Annotated in this window: 17 protein-coding genes; 2 read left to right on the top strand and 15 right to left on the bottom strand. The window is 47.6% G+C overall.

The window, feature by feature from the left end:
• Positions 1-1,322: c-type cytochrome (locus tag ACYVGO_RS01345; protein ID WP_460966988.1), on the top strand; the 1,322-nt coding region annotated here is incomplete at its 5' end.
• 89 nt (positions 1,323-1,411) lie between these two features.
• Here the strand turns inward: ACYVGO_RS01345 and ACYVGO_RS01350 are convergent.
• Genes ACYVGO_RS01350 through ACYVGO_RS01360 form a run of 3 tightly spaced genes read right to left on the bottom strand, consistent with a single transcriptional unit; the run spans position 1,412 to position 2,711 of the window.
• Positions 1,412-1,996 (bottom strand): peptidylprolyl isomerase, encoded by a 585-nt coding sequence (locus tag ACYVGO_RS01350; protein WP_460966990.1) that lies wholly within the window; start codon positions 1,994-1,996, stop codon positions 1,412-1,414.
• A gap of 24 nt (positions 1,997-2,020) precedes the next feature.
• The gene (locus ACYVGO_RS01355) at positions 2,021-2,230 is read right to left on the bottom strand and encodes a hypothetical protein (RefSeq protein WP_460966991.1); all 210 of its coding nucleotides are present in this window, start codon (positions 2,228-2,230) and stop codon (positions 2,021-2,023) included.
• A 1-nt stretch (position 2,231) separates the two neighbouring features.
• Positions 2,232-2,711: a DUF6932 family protein gene (locus tag ACYVGO_RS01360; protein WP_460966993.1), complete on the bottom strand. Its 480-nt coding sequence runs from the start codon at positions 2,709-2,711 to the stop codon at positions 2,232-2,234.
• Positions 2,712-2,849: 138 nt separating this feature from the next.
• Here ACYVGO_RS01360 and ACYVGO_RS01365 point away from each other — a divergent pair, with 138 nt between their 5' ends.
• On the top strand, positions 2,850-8,942 hold the full coding sequence (locus tag ACYVGO_RS01365; RefSeq protein ID WP_460966994.1) for an alpha-2-macroglobulin family protein: 6,093 nt from the start codon (positions 2,850-2,852) through the stop codon (positions 8,940-8,942).
• Positions 8,943-9,032: 90 nt separating this feature from the next.
• Here the strand turns inward: ACYVGO_RS01365 and ACYVGO_RS01370 are convergent, their stop codons facing one another.
• The 12 genes from ACYVGO_RS01370 to trpC form a co-directional block, all read right to left on the bottom strand.
• Complete coding sequence (locus ACYVGO_RS01370) at positions 9,033-10,286, bottom strand: OmpA family protein (RefSeq protein ID WP_460966996.1); 1,254 nt, start codon at positions 10,284-10,286, stop codon at positions 9,033-9,035.
• Positions 10,287-10,422: 136 nt separating this feature from the next.
• Positions 10,423-12,747 carry an ATP-binding protein gene (locus tag ACYVGO_RS01375; RefSeq protein ID WP_460966998.1) on the bottom strand — a complete coding sequence of 775 codons (2,325 nt, stop codon included), beginning with the start codon at positions 12,745-12,747 and terminating at the stop codon, positions 10,423-10,425.
• Between the two features lie 85 nt (positions 12,748-12,832).
• Positions 12,833-13,207: a RidA family protein gene (locus tag ACYVGO_RS01380; RefSeq protein WP_460967000.1), complete on the bottom strand. Its 375-nt coding sequence runs from the start codon at positions 13,205-13,207 to the stop codon at positions 12,833-12,835.
• 45 nt (positions 13,208-13,252) lie between these two features.
• Positions 13,253-14,611, bottom strand: a complete 1,359-nt coding sequence (locus ACYVGO_RS01385) for a flavin monoamine oxidase family protein (protein ID WP_460967002.1) — start codon at positions 14,609-14,611, stop codon at positions 13,253-13,255.
• Positions 14,612-14,729: 118 nt separating this feature from the next.
• The gene (locus ACYVGO_RS01390) at positions 14,730-15,065 is read right to left on the bottom strand and encodes a phage holin family protein (protein ID WP_142776512.1); all 336 of its coding nucleotides are present in this window, start codon (positions 15,063-15,065) and stop codon (positions 14,730-14,732) included.
• A gap of 86 nt (positions 15,066-15,151) precedes the next feature.
• A complete protein-coding gene (hisIE, locus tag ACYVGO_RS01395) occupies positions 15,152-15,778 on the bottom strand; it encodes a bifunctional phosphoribosyl-AMP cyclohydrolase/phosphoribosyl-ATP diphosphatase HisIE (protein ID WP_460967005.1) in 627 nt (208 codons plus the stop codon).
• 17 nt (positions 15,779-15,795) lie between these two features.
• Positions 15,796-16,602, bottom strand: a complete 807-nt coding sequence (gene trpA / locus ACYVGO_RS01400; RefSeq protein ID WP_460967007.1) for a tryptophan synthase subunit alpha — start codon at positions 16,600-16,602, stop codon at positions 15,796-15,798.
• A gap of 92 nt (positions 16,603-16,694) precedes the next feature.
• Entirely contained in the window at positions 16,695-17,894 is a 1,200-nt protein-coding gene (trpB, locus tag ACYVGO_RS01405; RefSeq protein ID WP_460967008.1) for a tryptophan synthase subunit beta, read from the bottom strand.
• Between the two features lie 5 nt (positions 17,895-17,899).
• Positions 17,900-18,292: a type II toxin-antitoxin system VapC family toxin gene (locus ACYVGO_RS01410; RefSeq protein WP_460967010.1), complete on the bottom strand. Its 393-nt coding sequence runs from the start codon at positions 18,290-18,292 to the stop codon at positions 17,900-17,902.
• Positions 18,289-18,507 carry a hypothetical protein gene (locus ACYVGO_RS01415; protein ID WP_142776517.1) on the bottom strand — a complete coding sequence of 73 codons (219 nt, stop codon included), beginning with the start codon at positions 18,505-18,507 and terminating at the stop codon, positions 18,289-18,291. The genes ACYVGO_RS01410 and ACYVGO_RS01415 overlap by 4 nt, the downstream gene beginning before the upstream one ends.
• 56 nt (positions 18,508-18,563) lie before the next feature.
• Entirely contained in the window at positions 18,564-19,208 is a 645-nt protein-coding gene (locus ACYVGO_RS01420; protein WP_460967012.1) for a phosphoribosylanthranilate isomerase, read from the bottom strand.
• Entirely contained in the window at positions 19,205-20,029 is an 825-nt protein-coding gene (gene trpC, locus ACYVGO_RS01425; RefSeq protein ID WP_460967014.1) for an indole-3-glycerol phosphate synthase TrpC, read from the bottom strand. The genes ACYVGO_RS01420 and trpC overlap by 4 nt, the downstream gene beginning before the upstream one ends.
• Positions 20,030-20,058: the final 29 nt, after the last annotated feature.

Genomic DNA, 20,058 nt, shown 5'->3' on the forward strand with positions numbered 1-20,058 from the left:
CAACTCCTTGGCTCACAGAACGACATGGCTACGATCCGACTTGTGCGGCTGTTCGGCGGGAGGTGGCGGTTGCCCTCCGTGACGTTCCGTATGAGGACTGCCGATTCATGTTGCTGAATTTAGTAAAAGGGTACGATGGACAGGATCGCTGGTATCTGAACGCACTAGGTGAGGCAGCCGATGGCAAAGAAGAAGCCCTGTTTTTCGACATTCGCCAAACCTTGCCCGAGAACCCCGCCGACTGGGACGCTCGAACGGCCAATCTTATCTGGGAACTGCACCCACCGTCGGCGGTACCGATGCTAAAGAAACGGGCTGAAGCAGCATCCCTTACAGCCGATGCCCGGAAACAGGCTATTGTAGCCTTAGGATTTATCAAAAGTACTCCTGCTGCTAAGGCCATGGTCGAGCTGTCCAGGTCCACAAATAAAGAAGTGGCCGATCAGGCAACCTATTGGCTGGGTTTCCGCAGAGGTAACGATTGGGCCAAGCTCCTGAACTGGGAGGAGGTGATGCCTACTAAAGTTTCGGAAGAAGAGCAGAAGATGCTGGCTAGCCGACAAGTGCTGTTGGATGAATACAAAACTGATGCTGAAAAACGGAAAGTTGCCTTAGAAATGGCCCGCGACCCCGAAGGTGGCAAAATTCTGATTGGGCTGGCAGCCGATAAAAAACTGTCGGATAAATTGATAAAAGCCGTAACGCCAACGATTCTGAAAAACCCTGATCAGACGGTTCGGACTATGGCGAAAGAATATTTTTCGACAAAACCAGAGGCTGCCGTCGTAAAAGAAGTTGCTGCTACTGAACCTACGCCAATACAAGCAGCCACATCGACACAAGCTCCTGTTGCTCCGGTTACCCTAGCTACAGCAAACAGTTCAGATCCTGCCATTGCGGAGGTTGCTATGTTAACGGGCAATGAACAAACAGGCCTGACTGTTTTCAAAACCAACTGTGCTACCTGCCATCGCCATGGGCAACTGGGTGCCGATATTGGGCCGGACTTGAGTCAAATTCATCAAAAATTCGATAAAAACGGCTTGCTGGATGCCATCATTCACCCTAGTGCGGGTATTGCGTTCGGCTATGAACCCTGGCTGATTACGACGAAAAAAGGGAACACCTACTATGGCTTCTTAGTGAGTGATAACGATCAGGCTGTGGTTATTAAGGGGATAAAAGGTCCTAAACATACAATTCCAGCGGATGCCGTTTTCTCGCGAAGACAGTATAAAACCAGTCTCATGCCCGACCCCACAGCGATGGGCTTAAACAATCAGCAACTGGCCGATCTAACAGCTTTTTTACTGAAACAGTGATTTTTCAACACAGCGGTACAGAAATTATAGCGTTTTGCCGAGATGTCGGTTATGAGTAACCGACATCTCGAAAACTCTGTGCTGAAACATTATTCCTTAGCTGAATAGCCCAACTTTTTTAGTTCGGTTGCTGTCAGGTTGAGCACATTTACGTCGATCTTGATAGGCGACAGGGGCGTATCGGTAGAATCGGTTTTAACGGCAACGATCGCGTCGACGGCGTCCATACCTTTAAACACCTGTCCAAAGACCGTGAATTTGTCGTCCAGACGATGTTCACCTTTCTTGTTTTGCACAATATAGAACTGGCAACCCGCCGACAGTTTTTCCGGGTTATCATCCCGACCTGCACCAACTGCTCCATAAATATGCCGGATGGTTGGTCGGAATTCGGGTTTTAGTAGATAAGGTGAATCCGCAAAGCCAGCGGGTGTATCAGGACAACCACCCTGAGCCACAAAGTTGTTAATAACCCGATTGAATGTTAATGTGTCCCAATACCCAGCTTTTGCCAGTTTGATAAAACTCGCTTTGTGAGTCGGTGTTTCGTCATATAGCCAGAAAAGTATGTCGCCTTTATTGGTTTTTATCTGACCTATCGGATAAGTTTTCTCCGGCTTTAAAGGTGCACCTAGTGAAAATAGATAGGCTAAAATCAATAGAAAGTTTGGCATCGTGTTGATGTGCAGTATAAAAAGTTAGGACGTCATATGCTCTGTAAAAAATAAGCTCAGGCTTAAATGCAGTTCTTTCAGTAGTTGCGTTCGACGGTTCTCATATTGCTTGAGCGATAAAGCCAATAATGCGTCCGACGGATGTTTTTCCTGCATCTGGCGATGTTTGTCAAGCAAACTATTTAACTCGCTGAGTTCAGCTACTAACGTATCAGGTTGACGAGGTTCTTGCATCTTAGTCAGCATCAATCAGTTCAATAATACCACGAGGATTATCTTGCCTATCCTTCATTAGAAAAGCTTGCCAATAGTTTATTGAGGGCAGTGTAATTGCTTCGTATCGCTCATCAGTTGGTGGATAAATGGCAATCAAATGCCCATCAACATAATACGTATCGCGGGAGCCACCAATTAATAAGTAAGGTATCAACGAGTCAATAGATTCTTCCAGACTTTCGTCGAATACAACCAAATTTACGCAATCTATGTCATTGGGGTTTACTTTGGCACTAATAAAACTACCTCCAAGCCATTGATGAATTGATTGATTCAAAAGATGCGTTAAATCGTTAACGTAGGATAAGTAATGGTTATGAAGAATTGGCCGTGCTGTTGACTCAGGAAAAGGGGCTACAAAGTATGTGAAAATATCAGATGGATTTAGACTAATGAGTGCATATGGGATTAGATTCCCATTGTAGTCGAAAGAGATCATAACCAAATGTATATAGAAAAGTATACTTAATCGTTGCCAGATTAAACCCTTTCTACTAAACCAGAGTCATAGTGACAAACGTTGTGGAAAAACAGCTTTCCATCCATCTATCCCAACGATTGTTTTCTATTACAAACTATGCATCCATTCCTGACACTTTTTATTGCCCTATTTACCTTGGCCGCACCAGAACAAACTAAGCCACCGACCGACTATGCCCGCGATTGGCGACGCGCCGACTCACTGGCGGCCAAAGGCTTACCAAAATCGGCCTTAGAAATCGCCAATCGGCTATACAAAGAGGCAAAAGCTCAGAAAAATTATCCTCAAGTGGCTAAAGCCGCTATGGCGCGAATGATTTTCCGGAGCTATTCGGACGAGAATGCCTATGTTGAACTAATTCGATCTTTACAGGACGACATTCGCGAAACACCCGAACCGGCGAAGTCGGTGCTGCAGTCGGTGCTGGGCGATGTGTATTGGCAGTATTTTCAGCAAAACCGCTACAAATTTTATAATCGCGCCACCGTAGGCATAACAAGCCCTGGAAATGCCTCACCCGAGAAGCCAACGTCTTCTGGTTCGACAAACGATTTCACAACCTGGGATGCCCAGCACTTGATGGAAGCAGTCACGTCGGCCTATCTGGCATCTGTTCAGTCGAAAGAGCTATTGCAGAAAACCCCCATAGCGGCCTATGATGCCCTCCTGGAAAAGGGTGATCCTGATGCCCGTTTGCTTCGCCCTACGCTGTATGACCTGCTGGCGCATCGCGCTATCAGTTTCTTTCAGAATACAGAGCTTGATTTGCTGAAGCCGGTTTTTCGGTTCGAGCTGAATCAGCCCGCCTACTTTGCTGGGCCAGATGTATTTACTAAACTGACGATTCAGAGCCGAGATTCGCTATCGGGGCGATATCAGGCCTTGAAACTCTATCAACAACTATTGGCATTTCATCTGCCAGATGCTACTCCAGATGCACTTGTTGACGACGACGTGTTGCGGTTAGCCTTTGTGCATCGATATAGTAGTTTACCTAAGCGCGATTCGCTCTATCGAAAAGCCCTTGAAACACAAATTGCCCAGTTTAAAAATCAGCCCGCCGAAGCGGTCTATACCTATCAATTAGCTGAATTTTTGACTAATTATGGTGTTCCGGTTCGACCATTGGACGATAGCGAAGAGTCAATGTTGGAGCCAACTAAGCCAAATCCATCCCGCTGGAACCACAAGCAAGCCGCTGACATTTGTCGCGATTTGATCAAACGATTTCCAAAAACAAGATCTGGCAAACAAGCAGCCCAACTGCTAAATCGCCTGTTGCTGCCTACTTATTCCGTGCAGGTAGAACAGGTCAATGCGCCTGAGCAGCCGTTCCGGGCGTTGGTGAATTACCAGAATGTTGGAAAGCTAACATATCGACTCGTTCGAGTGGCTGCTTCTGAAGCCCAAACATACCGAGACAACTACCCCAATGATGAACAGAAGAAAAAGTTATTCAGCGTGTGGATAAAGCGCCCTGTTGTGACAGAAAAGACTGTTACATTGCCTGATGACGGTGATCTGAATAACCATTCGGTTGAGATGCCGCTCATGGGTTTACCCATCGGGCATTATTTACTTCTGGCAACATCGGATGATAAGTTTCAGGAAAAAACGGAGTCGGCTCAATACGCGATCTTCACTGTATCGTCGCTTAGCTATCTAATCGCTCCACTTAGTACAGCGCAATCAAGACAGCTTACCACGCTATCCGTGACTAATCGGGTAACAGGAGAACCGGTCAAAACGGCCTCCGTACTCATCGTTGGAAACACCAAACTGCCGTCTATTAATGGAAAGCGGTTTATAACAGATGCTGACGGATGGGCGAAGATACTGCCAGGAGATATGCCTTCGCAGGCAAATTTTCAATATCTGATTGCAAAGGGTAATGATACGCTCTTGTCGGATCGGCAATATTTTTATAGATACGACAACGGACAACAAGATGAACAGGAGCAGACGTATGCCAAACTGTTCACCGATCGGGCAATCTACCGCCCTGGCCAGCCCGTTTATGTGAAGGGGCTTTTATATGGAGGTAAGGAGAATGTATTTGCTGCTCGGCCTAATCAAGACGTCACGCTCGATTTTCTGGATCAAAACGGCGAACGGATTGCTACGCAAACCGGTAAGACAAACGAGTTCGGTACATTTAACACCAGCTTTACGGCACCCGTTGGTCGACTAACGGGCATGATGACCGTACAGACTCCCTATGGCAGCACCAACATTCGAGTAGAAGAATACAAGCGCCCAACCTTTGAAGTGAAAACGCAGCCGATAAAACAATCATTTAAACTGGGACAAACGGTTTCTCTTTCCGCTGAAGTCAAAACCTTCTCAGGCGCGGTTGTCGATGGAGCAGACGTACGGTATCGGGTTGTTCGAAAGCTTCAATTACGGTGGGATTGGTGGTATCGACCGCGCAACACCAACCAGGCTGAAATTGCCAATGGAACAACTCAAACGGATGCACAAGGTAACGCAAGTGTTTCATTCACAGCTATTCCCGACCTTGATCAGGCGCGAGAAAACAATCCCATTTTTGATTTTGAGGTAACGATCGACGTCACTGACAAAGCGGGCGAAACGCGTAGTACGACCAAAACGTTACGCATCGGCTATTCGGCCCTACAAGTTAGTTTGGCCATTCCGGCGCAGGTAGAAAGCGATACCCCAGCAAGCTTTCCGGTTGGTATTACAAACCAATCGGGTGAGAAAGTACCGGCAACGGGTCAGTTGAAAATATACCGGCTTCAACCACCAACCAGACCGTTGCGGAATCGTTTGTGGAGCCGCCCCGACCGCCAATTGTTGAGCAAAGCCGAGTTCGAAAAGTTGTTCCCAAACGACTTATACGCTAACGAAAACGACCCACGTTCCTGGCAAAAGGGTGAAGTTGTGCAACAGCAAACGATCTCTAGTCCAGCTGATTCACTCATTAAGCCCAATCTGAGTCGGTACACTCCCGGCGAATATGTAGCCGAGCTAGTCGTTACGGATGCAAATGGCGAAACCACAAAAGAACGAGCCTTTTTTGCGGTTGTAAATGATAAACAGCCAACGGCTTCGGCACGTATTGATAACTGGGTGCAGGTTCGGAAAGCTATAGCTGAACCTGGACAGGAAGCCATCTTCTGGGTCGGAAATAGTCAGCCGGGTTGGGTGCTGATGACGGTGGAAGAAAATCAGAAAGTTACCCGGCAGGAGTGGCTGAAAACCGACGGTCGTCCACGGCGAGTGACCTTACCCGTTACCGAAAAGCAACGGGGTGGTTTTGCCGTGCAATTTGCTATGGTGCAAAACGGGCGACTTTACCAGAAATCGCAGGTCATTACGGTGCCATTTACCAACAAAGAACTCAAGATTGAAACGGAAACCTTTCGCAGCAAACTTAAACCCGGTGAGCGTGAAGAGTGGACGTTAAAAATCAGCGGGTTAGATAAAACACCTGCCGAACTAGTTGCTACACTATACGATGCTTCCCTGGATGTGTTCGACCGGCTCGACTGGCCAACATCGTTTTACCAGGTTTATTCGCCTGGTTTTTATGACTGGCAGTCGGGCAGTTTTGGTATTCAGTCGGCCAATACACTTTTCTATCGCAATCGATCAGAATTGTCGGTACCCGACCTTAAATATGATCGATTAACAGGAGGCTTTCGGAGGCAAGATGGAACCTATAACTATTTAGGGCGAGCGTCTGCTCCCGGTGTTGCCATCAGGGGCGGAGCTATGGCTAAAATGAGCGCGGCCATAGCGGCTCCAATGCAGGATGCAGCGGCTAATTTAAGAGCTAAGTCAGAAGAAACGAGTGTTATGGAATCGGTCCCCCAGCCAACTCAAGCCCCGATTATTAACCCACGTAAGAATTTCAACGAAACGGCCTTTTTCTTGCCCCAACTCAAAACCGATGAGCAGGGGAGGGTTGTCCTTAAATTCACGATGCCAGAAGCACTCACACGCTGGCGGTTGCTAGCCTTCGCGCATACGAAAGATTTAAAAACGGGTACGCTGGAGCGCGAAATTATTACGCAGAAAGAGTTAATGATTACGGCCAATGCCCCCCGATTCCTGCGCGAAGGCGATACGATTCGAATTTCGGCCCGTATCAATAACCTAAGCGAAAAAGCGTTGCCCGTTACCGCAAGCCTCACATTGCTGGATGCACTCACGGGCGAACCTATTAACCAAAAACTCAAACTCACTAATCTTCAAACAACGGTTAACATAGCTGCCGGACAAGGACAGGCGGTAGGCTGGACGCTAATTGTTCCGGCGGGCCTCGATGCTGTAACCTGCCGATTAACAGCGCAATCCGGTACGTTCACCGATGGTGAGGAGTTTACCGTTCCTGTGCTACCCAATCGAATGCTGGTGACTGATACGCAACCTTTTTGGGTGAACGGCCGGGAGACGAAAGAGTTTAAACTGAAGCCACTCACTGGTTTAAATCCAGAATTGCCTGTTCAACACGAGCGATTGGCGGTAGAAGTGACGAGTAATCCGAGTTGGTACGCGCTGCAATCACTGCCGTATCTGATGGAATACCGATACGAATGCGCCGAGCAGTTGTTCAGCCGGTTGTATGCTAATAGCCTGGGAACTCATATTGTGGGTAGCAAACCTGCATTTAAGCAAGTGATTGCCGAATGGCAGAAGTCGCCCCCCAAAAGCCCGCTTGAATCTAATCAGGAATTGAAAGCCGTGACCCTGGAAAATTCACCCTGGTTAGCCGATGCCCGCTCTGAAACGGAACGTCAGGCAAAACTGGGTCAACTGCTGGATGCCAATCGAATGGAAAGTGAACAGGGGCAGGCGTTTGAGAAGTTGCAGCAATTACAGGCAGAGGGTGGGGGCTTCCGATGGTTTGGGGGTATGGAGCCCAATCTATCAATGACGCTGCACATTTTGAGTGGATTCGGGCATCTGCAAAAACTGGGTGTTCGTTTCCCGGATGGTTTACAGGCGAAAGTGAGCGAAATGCAAACGAAAGCCATCCGATACGTCGATACCGAGATGAAGCGTTGGGTTGATGAACAGAAAAAGAATGATGCGGATCAAAAAAATAAGCGAGTGGCTCCGTGGTATTTCTCGGCGACACAGTATCTCTATGCCCGTAGTTTTTATTTGGATCAGCCCGTTGATAAAGCCGTGCTGGCCTATCTGAAACAGAGTCTAGTGAATGAGTGGCAGAAACAAAGTTTGCAAGGGCAGGCTTTGTCGGCAATGGCGCTCAATCGCTTTGGCGATACGAAAACCGCAGACGGTATTTTAGCGTCGTTGCGAGAACGGACCCGGAAAAGCGAAGAATTAGGCATGTACTGGCCTGATAATGAAAGCGGTTTATACTGGTATCAGACACCTATCGAAACGCAGGCGTACCTGATCGAAGCCTTTGGTGAAATCAATCCGGTTCAGGTCGAAATTGATGACATGAAGCGCTGGCTGCTTCGTCAGAAACAAACCCAGTCGTGGTCGTCGACTAAAGCAACTACAGAAGCTATTTATGCATTGTTGCTTCGGGGGAGCGACTGGCTCGGTACGGGCGTAACTACACAGGTTAGCTTGGGTGGCCAACCCATTGAAGGGCGTGTTACTAAAGCCGATGCCATTACGGGCTATGAGAAAGTAACGTATGCGGCTTCGGAAATTAAACCCGAAATGGGAACGATCCAGATCACGAAGAAAGGCGATGGGCCAGCCTGGGGCGCCCTTTACTGGCAGCATTTTGAGCCACTGGATAAAGTGATGCCTGGCAGCGCAGGGTTATCCGTTCAGAAAACGCTTTATGTACAACACGATTCACCGGGTGGTCCCACGATTTCGCCGATAACCGCTCAAACGAGCTTAAAACCTGGGGATCTGATCAAAGTTCGGCTGGTATTGAAAACGGATCGGGTAATGGAGTATGTCCACGTAAAAGACAGTCGGGCGTCGGGTTTTGAGCCAATAGCGGCTTTATCAGGCTATAAATATCAGAATGGACTGGGCTACTACGAATCGCCCCGTGACGCCAGTACCGATTTTTTTATGAGTTACCTGCCGGTTGGTACGCATGTATTTGAGTATGATCTGCGGGTAGCCCAAACCGGCGATTTCTCGGCGGGTGTCGCTACGGTGCAGTGCTTTTATTCGCCTGAGTTTTCGGCCCACTCCGCTGGCGAGCGCGTGAAGGTGAAATAGTACGGTCGGTCTGGTGTAACGCGGGTGGAAACCCGTGATTGGTAGAAATTTATAGCTATCAATCACGGGTTTTCTAATCCTTATTGCTACTTACAGTTTTACAAACTCAACCCGCCGATTTTGAGCTTTGCCTTCAAACGTAGTATTGTCGGCAATGGGTTTGGTTTCGCCATAGCCTTTGGCGGTCAGTCGATCTGAATCAACACCCATACTGACAAGTTGAGCTTTGACCGCTTCGGCTCGTTTCTGGGAGAGAGTAACATTGCTGGCATCCGAGCCATCAGCATCAGTATAACCACCCACTTCGAACTTAGAGCTGCTGTTCTCGTTCAGAAACTTGTAAATGGCATTGATTTCACCCATGCTTTCGGGTTTGATACTGGCTTTACCGTAATCGAAGTTGATCCCGTGAGAAATGTATTTGCCTTCGCCAAATTTTTGGCCAATCAGGTTCGCACCACCGCCTTCGGCAAACCGGACGTTCTTGAAAATAAGTGGTTCTTCCTGCGTAGCAATACCACCAAACATGACTCGGGTAGGTACCGCTGTATTTTGTGGTACGGTTAATACCCGGAACTGGTCGATATAGAGTTTTATGCTACGGCCTTTCAGGATAAAAGCAACATGGTGCCAGCGGTTATTAAAGTTTTCGAACTTTAGCTCCTCGGGCATAATACCAGCCAATGTTCTGGACTCGTCATTAACCATATACGTGGCCGATGCGCCATCGCGGTCAGCCTGGCACTTTATTACTTCACTGCCTTCTGTGTTTTCAAACCAAAAAAGTAAGCCGTAAGCGCCGGGCGTTTGATAATAGTCGTACTCCAGGGTGAATTCTTTGGGTAGGTAGTTTTTATCTTTCATCAAGGGCGCAACCTTGCCGTAGTTACCGTCGGTAATTTTCATCGCTAAACCATCGCCCAATTTATTAAGAACCGCCTGCCCGCCTAATAAATCCCAGTGTTCGGCAAACTCCCCATCCTGGTCGGTATGAAAATCGTCTTCAAAAATGATTTTGTTACCGGGTACAAAGTCGTAGTTAGCGTACGACCGCATACTCGCAGGTTTGGCTGGGTCTGGAACACTGCCCTTCTGACTGCCAGAAGCATTAGTTGTCTGGTCGTCTGGATTGGTGGTTGGAGCCTGAGTGCTTCCGCTTGTTTTTTTACCTCCATTCTTTACGCCCTCTTCAACTTTATCCAGACCTTTATTTATTCCCTGATCAATTTTTTGGTTAGCCCGATTGGTTGCGGCATTGGCGGCCCGGTCAATAATATTGCCAAATTGAGCGAAAGCCGGACTGATGGCTAAGGTGGCGATTAGTAGCGTTACTAACGTTTTCATTGCTGTTGAAAGGATGACTGAGTTGATAACCACAAACCTACTGGAAGAACCAGGGTGGCGCTAAACGCCCCTGTAACATTGTTTTGCTGGTATGTAACAGGGGCGAAAATCGCTTTATTTCAGACGTTTGGTGTGTCTAATTGATCAACCGGTTTGTGTAATCACTGGGCAATACCCCAAATTGCTCTTTGAAGCTTTTTGAGAAATAAGACAAACTCTCGAAGCCAACCCTAAAGGCTACTTCGGAAACCGTAGCTGAGCGGGATGCCAACAAATTAGCCGCTCGCTGCAAACGAACATGCCGTACAAACTCCGTTGCCGATTGATTAGTCAACGATTTCAGTTTCCGATGAAGCTGCATTCGGCTGAGGTTTAACTCATCGGCGAGTTGTTCCGTCGAAAACGAGCTTTCAGGTAAATGATTCTCAATAATTCGAATTGTATTTTGCAGAAAGACTTCCTCTGCCGATGAGACCTGAACATGAGTTGGCTTCAGGTATAATTCCCGGCTGAATCGTTCGCGAAGTTTTCTTCGTTGGGCCAGCAGGTTTTCAACACGAACAGACAGTTCGAGTGGGTTGAAAGGTTTAGCTACATACTCATCGGCCCCACCATTAAACCCTTCAATCCGGTTTTCAGTAGCTGCTTTAGCCGTGAGCATAATAACCGGAATATGATCGGTTGTTGATTGTGCTTTTAGAGTTTGGCAAAACACCATTCCATTCATTACGGGCATCATCCAGTCGCAGATGATAATGTCTGGAATAGCTTCGGTAGCCTTCGTTAAGCCATCCTGCCCCTCTCTCGCTTCGATTATCCGGTAGCTGGGAGCCATCAGTTGACGGATATAGTACCGTACATCGTCATTATCGTCGATAATCAATAGTAATGGTAATTCTGTCTGATTATCATTGGATGTTTCTGCTATATCGTCTGGCAGTTGATCTGGCACCATTGATTCCGCATTTTTGTGATTGCTAGTGCCAGACGTTTCCTGAAAAACAGCTGTAGTGCTACTTATTGTATTGATTGAAGCCCCCCATGCTTCGGCATCAACGGGAAGGATGACGGTAAACGTAGTCCCCTGTCCCTCCTGGCTGTCAACCGAAACTGAACCGTTTAGTACACTTACCAGCTCACGTACCAACGCCAGGCCAATTCCAGTTCCTTCTGCATTGGTTGATGAACTACCCACCATCGCATCGGCGGACCGCTGATAAAACCGTTCAAAAATTCGGGCCTGCTGATCTGCCGGAATTCCTATTCCTGTGTCCTGAACCTCAATCATGGCTTGTTTATCGGCCGACCCAGTTAATCGAACAAGCATTATCCCACCATTGGGCGTAAATTTCAGGGCATTCGCTACCAGGTTCGTAACTATTTTCTCGACCTTGTCGCGATCGAAATAAGCATACGAGAATAGGTCAGTTTCGGGTAAAAAGGATAGTTGAATAGATCGGCTATCGGCCAGGGATGAAAAAGAGCCCGTTAGTAATCGAAGCCATTCGGTGAGGTTGCCAGGTTTTATATCGGGCTGGAGTTGCCCCGCATCTAACTTGCTCAGGTCAAGCAACTGATTAACTAACGATAATAATCGCGATGCATTCCGATGCATAAGCTGATAGGTTTGCTGGGCGGGATTTTTTTGTAATAAATCCGTTAAAGGTCCCAGAATCAGCGTGAGTGGTGTACGAAATTCATGCGAGATATTTGTGAAGAAATGGGTTTTTAGCTGGGCTAACTCACGCTGTTCGCGCTCGCGGATGACTTCCTGTTCAATGGTAATTTTTTGGATTTCTGTTTGCTTGTTCTTATAGCTAAGCCCCAGCGAAAAGCAGAATAATTCAAGTAGAATACCAACGTTAAGGAAGAATATTGGACTAACTAATCTATTGTTATCGGCAAGTGAGGTAAAGGAGAGTGCCATCGACACCAGCCCGAAAATGAGTAACAGAGCGGACCCCGTTACAAAGTAATAAACTAGCTGACTCCGCTGGCTCCAGGCGGTTACTATACCGTATACCGATACCACAGCCACGCCAAGCCGCATGATAGAATGTACCCACTCATGAGTTGATGAATTTGTCCAGCTAGTGAAAAACAGGCAGGTAATTAGCTCTACAAACACATAAGCAAGTAGAACATACTCCATCCAGCGAAATAGCCAGAAGATGCGAGGGAGTAATCGGCGCAGATCTAAAAAGGCATCGGCGAAACGGTAATAAAAAACGTAGGCCAGCATCGGGAAGCCAATCCTGCCGAAGGGATGGATAACGGATTCGATCCGGGCATCCGTAAACGTCCACAGTACCCAGATAAAAAAGTAACTGATCCAGCAGAAAGCATAGGCAGCATAATAACGATAAGCGCGATCGCCGGTCATAATGGCCTGCGCCCCGATGTATAGCGTCATCATGCCTACACCGCCCATAAAAAGTAATAGGAACTCCTCGTAAGTCATACCGATTGGTGTACCATTAAACCTACGAAGAATCAGCTAGTTGCGATTAGGTTAATGGAATTTTAATCTGTTAGACAACAAGGAGTTAGATCGTTGCTATTGCCTCTAATTCAATAGATAACCCATAGTGCAACGGCCCAACTGGTACTACAGAGCGGGCTGGACGGTGATCACCAAAAAATTGAGTATACAGTTGATTGACTGTTCCCCAGGCACTGATGTCCGATACATAAACTGTTACTTTCAGAACGTTTGCTCGTTGACTGCCAGCGGCTTGCAGGATCGCGTCCAGATTGGCTAATATCTGCTCGGTTTGCTCGGCTATACTGGCCTCTGCCAGTTTCTGCCCAGATGCTGTAATAGGTAAAATACCTGATAGATAAACTAACCCATTATGGACTACTGCCTGTGAATAATGACCGCCCGGTGCAGGCGCATCTGGTGTTTGAATAAAGGTCATGTTCTAATACCGACCGTCCCGGTCGGCAGGGGAAATTAATAGCTGCTATAAATTTGATAGCACCTCCTTCACCGCCCGCTCTCCTGAGCGCACAGCCCCATCAATATAGCCATTCCAAATGTCTGATGTCTCGGTTCCTGCCCAGTGAATCTGACCAACAGGTTGACGTAAGGTAGTACCAAGGGTTGTCCAAACGCCCGGTCCCATTAGCCCTGCATAACAGCCACGCGACCATTCCTCATCCATAAAACTGTGATCGAGGTAACGGACAGGTTTGAGTGCTTCCTGACCAAAGAATGTGGCGAAAGAGTGAAGTGCCGATAGTTTACGATCTTCATCAGAAAGTCCCGAAAACTCTTTTGCCTGATTGCCAAGCACAAACCCCATCATCACGCCCTGGCTACCATCTTTAGGGGAGTTATCGAAGGTAACGGTAATGTGACCATCGGGCGTGGCGGCAAGACCGTTCAGACCCTGTTCGCGCCAGAATGGTTTTTCGTAAATGGCATAGCATTTCCAGACGGAACCCATCGGCATCCGCTGAATGAGTTGTGCTCGTTGGGCGGGGAGGAGTGGCTGAAAGTCGATTCGATTTTGAAGCGCGGGTGGAACGGTTACTATAACCCGTTTGGCCTGATAGGTTTTTGTTCCGGCTATGACAGTAACCAGATCGCCTTCTTGTACAATGGCTTTTACCGGTGCATTAAAAACAATTCGATCCCAAAACGTAGCCGCCATACGATCGGCAGTGGTTTGCGCACCGCCAACAAAACGCTCTTCCTGCGCCCCATTTTTTATGTTCATTAGGGTATCTAAATCCCGGCCCGATTTTGTGTAGAACAAGGCATGCAACATCGAAATTTCAGCTGGATCAGCTGCCCAGATGGCTTCTGCTGCAATCTTGAAAAACTGGCGTGCTACATCGAACCGCATCTGCTGATTCATCCAGGTTGCCAGTGTCATTGAATCGAACAGGGCCGCATTGGGAGTTTTCCAGGGCTCGGCGAGGTTAACTGTTTTCGATAGCTTGTTCATTTTCTTGATGGCGGCATCAAGGCTTAGCAGCGCGCCGATAGGCAGGGGAGGGATCAAGCCTTTATAGCGCTTTACCTGTCCGCGAAAAAACTGCGTACTTTTCCCCTCATCAAAGGTCCTGAATGTCTCAACGCTAAATTCCCGAGCCAGTGCATACAGGCGATCCTGCGTTGGCCCGACCCAGGCACCACCCAGATCAACGTAAGAACCATCGTCAAACCGCTTCGTCCAGACGCGCCCACCCACACGCTCACGGGCTTCCAGAAGTAGGACATTCTTTTCAGCTTTCCGGAGTTCGTGGGTTGCTGTCAGGCCCGCATAGCCCGCGCCAATAATAATGACATCGTAGGGTGGAGTCGCTTCGGACATACAAGTACAGGTCGAACGGTTTAGGCCGAAACCTACGGAAAAATGATGACCCTTAAAAATGCCAAATGCCGCAATCTGAAGTTGCGGCATTTGGCATTTTTAAGAACAAAACTATTGGTTACACAATCGCGTCGATCAGCGCCGTCACTATGGAGACTAAGAAGCTGAATAGCAAAGCGGCAATGAAACCCGAAACGTGAAAGTGCGGTACTAAATAAGCCGTGAGATAAACCATCAGTACGTTTAGCACCAGCAGAAAAATGCCGAGCGTAAGTATCGTAATTGGAATGGTCAAAACCGTTAAAATTGGCTTAATAAAAGCGTTCAGGAAGCCTAGCACAATGGCAACCATCAGATAGGTACCGGCTCCACCCGATACAGAAATACCCGGAATAAACTGACTGGCAATGTAAACGGCTACTGCGCTGATAAGGATACGAATAATCAGTCCCATGGAAAAGTGAGTGTTTGGTGAAAAACTATGCATAGACACCATTGTGATGCCCACCCGCGTTGAACAGACAAACCGCAAAGCCGAATCTATTGTTTGACGTGGCGTGCCTGCAACACGGCCACAATATCGTTTAAATCAATGTTTTTCTGCTCCAGCAGCACCAGAAAATGGAATAGTAGGTCAGCTGCTTCCCCTTTAAACAGGTCGTCGTTGTCGTCTTTAGCCTCAATCACGAGTTCGACAGCTTCCTCGCCAACCTTTTGGGCAATTTTATTAACCCCCCGATTAAACAGGGTAGTTGTGTATGATTTTTCGGATGGATTAACTTTCCGATCGTGGATAATGCCTTGTAAGTAATTCAGGAACTGGCCCCCGGCTGGAGTACCCCCGGCTGGATGGTTTACTTCATCAAAACAGGTATCGGCGCCCGTGTGGCAGGTTGGCCCGGCAGGATTGGCTTTAATCAATAGCGTATCGCCATCACAGTCTACTAAAATCTCCTGAACGTGCAGGAAATTGTTCGACGTTTCTCCCTTGGTCCAAAGCCGCTGTTTGCTACGGCTAAAAAAGGTTACGACATTTTCGGCAACAGTTTTATCGTAAGCCTCACGATTCATATAGCCCAGCATCAGGACTTTACCTGTTTCGGCATCCTGAATCACCGCCGGAATAAGCCCATCGGGCGATTTATCAAAATTAATCTCAGAATTCATGACACAAAGGTAAGCCGTTACACCCGAATCGTCTGCACAAACGCCCGGATGCTCTCGGCCGATGTTCCTTTTTCGGATAAATGGCGAATGAATGCACTGCCAACGATAGCACCATTGGCGTGCAGGCTGGCTTTGTCGAAGGTATCATGGTTATTGATGCCAAAGCCAATCAGGCGGGGATTGCGGAGCTTCATGGCTTCGATCCGCTCAAAATAGGCTTGCATCGTGTCGCTAACGCCTTTCACCGAACCTGTAATGCTTGATGACGAAACCATGTAAATAAATCCATTAGATTCTTCGTCGATAAACCGAATACGCGCTTCCGACGTCTGGGGCGTGATAAGATTGACATTTAGAATGCCGTACTCCTTAAAGATTGGAGCGTATTCTTCCAGGAACAAATCAAGCGGTAAATCGGGTAGAATAACACCGTCAACACCCACTTCCTGGCACTTCTGGCAAAAATTCTCTATGCCAAATTGTAAGACTGGGTTGATGTAGCCCATCAGCAAAATCGGCACCGTAACCGGTTCGCCATCCGTTCCTTGTCGGCAATCAGCCAATTGAGTAAACAGCGTTTTCAGCGACATGCCGTTATCCAGGGCCTTGTCATTGCTCTGCTGAATGGTTTCACCATCGGCAACGGGGTCTGAGTAAGGCATCCCGATTTCAACGATATCTACACCGGCTGCTTGTAAGCCGCGTAGAATAGACACCGTGTCATCAAGATTGGGAAAACCTGCGGTAAAATATACATTCAGCAACCGTTCGCTTTTGCGGTCGAACAGGTTCGTGATGCGGTTTTGAGTTAGTTCCTGAGTCATTTGGTGGTCATTTAGTAGTCATTCGTGGTCATGAGTTGTCATTTATTGTTACACTGAATGACAACTCATGACCACGAATAACAAGCTAATGGCTAAAGGTATTTGGAATATGTACTTAAATCTTTATCGCCACGGCCCGATAGGCACACCACGACGACATCGCTTGGCTTAAGGTTCATTTTCTCCAGTGCTGCCAGGGCGTGGGCCGATTCCAGCGCTGGAATAATACCTTCGAGCTTACTCAATTGAAAACCTGCCTGAAGTGCTTCATCATCCGTAATGGCGTAGAAATCACCCCGGCCCGATTCGAACAAATGAGCGTGCAAAGGGCCAATGCCCGGATAATCCAGACCCGCCGAAATGGAATAGGGCTCAATAACCTGGCCGTCTTCGGTTTGCATCAGAATAGTTCGGCTCCCGTGTAAAACTCCTGGTTTCCCAAGCGCAGTCGTAGCGGCCGAGTGCCCTGAGGAAACGCCTTGCCCGGCGGCTTCCGCAGCTACTAAACGAACTGATGGCTCGTTGAGATAATGATAGAAAGCACCGGCAGCATTGCTTCCGCCACCAACGCAGGCTACTACATAATCTGGATTTTTACTGCCCGTTTTCGCGAAGAGCTGTTTTTTGACTTCTTCTGAAATAACGGACTGAAACCGTGCTACCATATCCGGGTAGGGGTGAGGCCCAACTACCGAACCAATAATGTAGTGCGTATCGACTGGGTTATTAATCCAGTGCCGCATAGCTTCATTGGTGGCATCTTTAAGCGTCTGGCTGCCCGACGTGGCCGGAATGACCGTTGCGCCAAGCATCCGCATCCGGTCTACGTTGGGCTTTTGGCGTTCCATATCAATGCTGCCCATGTACACAATACATTCCAGTCCCATGAGAGCACAGACCGTAGCGGTGGCCACTCCATGCTGCCCGGCGCCTGTTTCGGCCACAATCCGTTTTTTGCCAAGTCGCTGTGCGACTAAAATCTGGCCAATTGTATTATTTACTTTATGCGCTCCGGTATGGCAAAGGTCTTCCCGCTTGAGGTAAATTGTTCCACCAACTTTCTCCGACAGTCGTTTTGCTAGAAACAGAGGAGTAGGCCTGCCGACGTAGTCTTCGAGCAACTGCCAGAATTCAGCCTGAAACGCAGGATCGGCTATAATGTTGAGGTAGTTCTGTCGTAATTCTTCGACATTTGGGTAGAGCATTTCGGGAATGAACGCTCCACCGAAGTGGCCATAAAAGCCTTTATCTGATACCTCAAATGAGGTTTGGGGTTCTAGGGTTGTTTGCATGCTAATTAGTGCTTAACCAAGCGTAATCCTAAAGCTGGGAGATGATCGAAATCATTGTCTGTAGTATGTAATTCCATATCTAAATACAGCGCTGTAGCCGCTATCCAGATGTCATTTTTGCCCATGTTGCGGGCTGAAGAGTTAAGAGGTGCCGTTTGGAGCTTTCCTTGACTGAAGGCATCAATTTGTGCATATACAGGAATAACATCAGATTCAATATCAGCAATGGGATATCTATCAATTAGATACCGCATAAAATCAATCTTCTGAGCACCCCAGTCTGCTTTTAAGGAAAATGCTTCTAATTCACCTACAACTACGATCGGGATAACCGTTTGAATAATTGGCAGACTACGTTTGCGAATATGACCAATTAGGAGATTCGTATCATAAATCATACGGCACCTCTATCTCCTTCTGTCAATAATTCGTCCATCCGCCGGTTTTCATCTTCTGTAAATTCAGGAAATTTCAGTAGGAAAGGTTCATGAACAGCCGTTTCTTCTAAGAAACGTTCAACGCCCCAACGCTTAATGTCACTTGGTTTATAGGTATTTAGTTGCCCCTTCTTCATTGGCGGAATCTCATCCTCAATATGCTTCGTCGTTTCCATTAGCGTTGTTGTTTAGGCGTTTAACAAGATTAGCGTTGGAAAAATTTACTCCAGCATTACACTGTCTCTTCCTCTTCAACAGGCCGCACACGGTCGATCAACTCTTTCACTTTGGCCACATCTTTCACGCCCGGTGCTAGTTCAACCTGGCTGTTTACATCTACGCCGTAGAGCTTCATGCCTTTCAGCGTGGCTAACAGATCCAGATTATCTAAGCCGATGCCACCGCTGATGAAAAAAGGCTTTTCATTATCATATCGGTTCAGGATGCTCCAGTCGAACGTGTGTCCGTTACCACCAGGTTGATCGCCTTTGGCATCGAAAAGGAAAAAATCGCACTGGGCTTTGTAGTTGTTGAGCATCGAAAAATTGAACGACTCATCGACCCGGAATGCCTTAATGATGTTGATCCCCCGGTTACGTAAGCTCCGGCAATATTCGGGCGTTTCGTTACCGTGTAACTGGATATACTGAAAGTCGTATTTCTTTACCGACCGCAGAATATAATCCGGACTGGCGTTTACAAATACGCCTACTTTTCGTATTGACCGTGGTATGGCTTTTACAACTGCTTCGTCTAAGTCTTCACCCACAAAACGGGGTGACTGATCGTAGAAAATAAACCCAATAAAATCTGGATTCAGAGCGGCAATCTCTTTCAGGTTGTCGGCGTCGCGTAGACCGCACACTTTGATTTTCATGAGCTGTACAAGTTTGAAGAAGTGAGCATGCGTGAAGTAAAATCAGTGACTAACGTTTGTAAAGCTGCGGCTGGATCGGCCGTTTTCATGAACGCTTCGCCAATCAGGAAGCCATCGAAACCCGCCCGGAACAGGGTCAGCATCGTTTCGGCATCGTGTAGGCCACTTTCGGTGATCTTGGCAAATGTATCCGGAATCCGTTCAACTAACCGAAGGGAGGTATCCACTGACGTTGTAAACGTTTTAAGATTCCGGTTGTTAACGCCCACCAAATCAATATCATGGTTTAGGCATCGATCCAACTCTTCCTCATCATGAACTTCTAGCAGCACCTGCATACTCAAATCGTGGGCCTGAAGGCTAAGCTCCGCGACTTCTTCAGCGGTTAAACAGGCGGCAATGAGCAGGACCAGATCAGCACCCCAGGCCTTGGCTTCAAGTAGTTGATAGCGGTCGATCACGAAATCCTTGCGAAGAATCGGGGTTTCTGGATTGGCTAGCCGTGCCGCCTGTAAATCGGCAGGTGTGCCGCCAAAAAATGGCTCATCCGTAAGGACCGATAACACCGCAGCTCCAGACCGAACATACCCCTGGATAGTTTCGGCTACGTCCGCTTTATCGTTGATAATTCCTTTAGAGGGCGATTTACGTTTGAACTCAGCAATGATACCTGTGGAGCGTAAGTCCTGAATCGCGTCGCGCGCTGAGAGGCATTGACGTTTGAAGTCAGGTAGTTGTTCCAGATCGGAGATCGAAGTAGCTTCTTTTCGCTGGGCTACCTCAATTCGTTTTTGTGCAATTATTTCGTCTAGAATCGTCATTTTTTGTACGTCATTTTCGCCATTTAGTG

It is taken from the genome of Spirosoma migulaei (genome assembly GCF_054776855.1).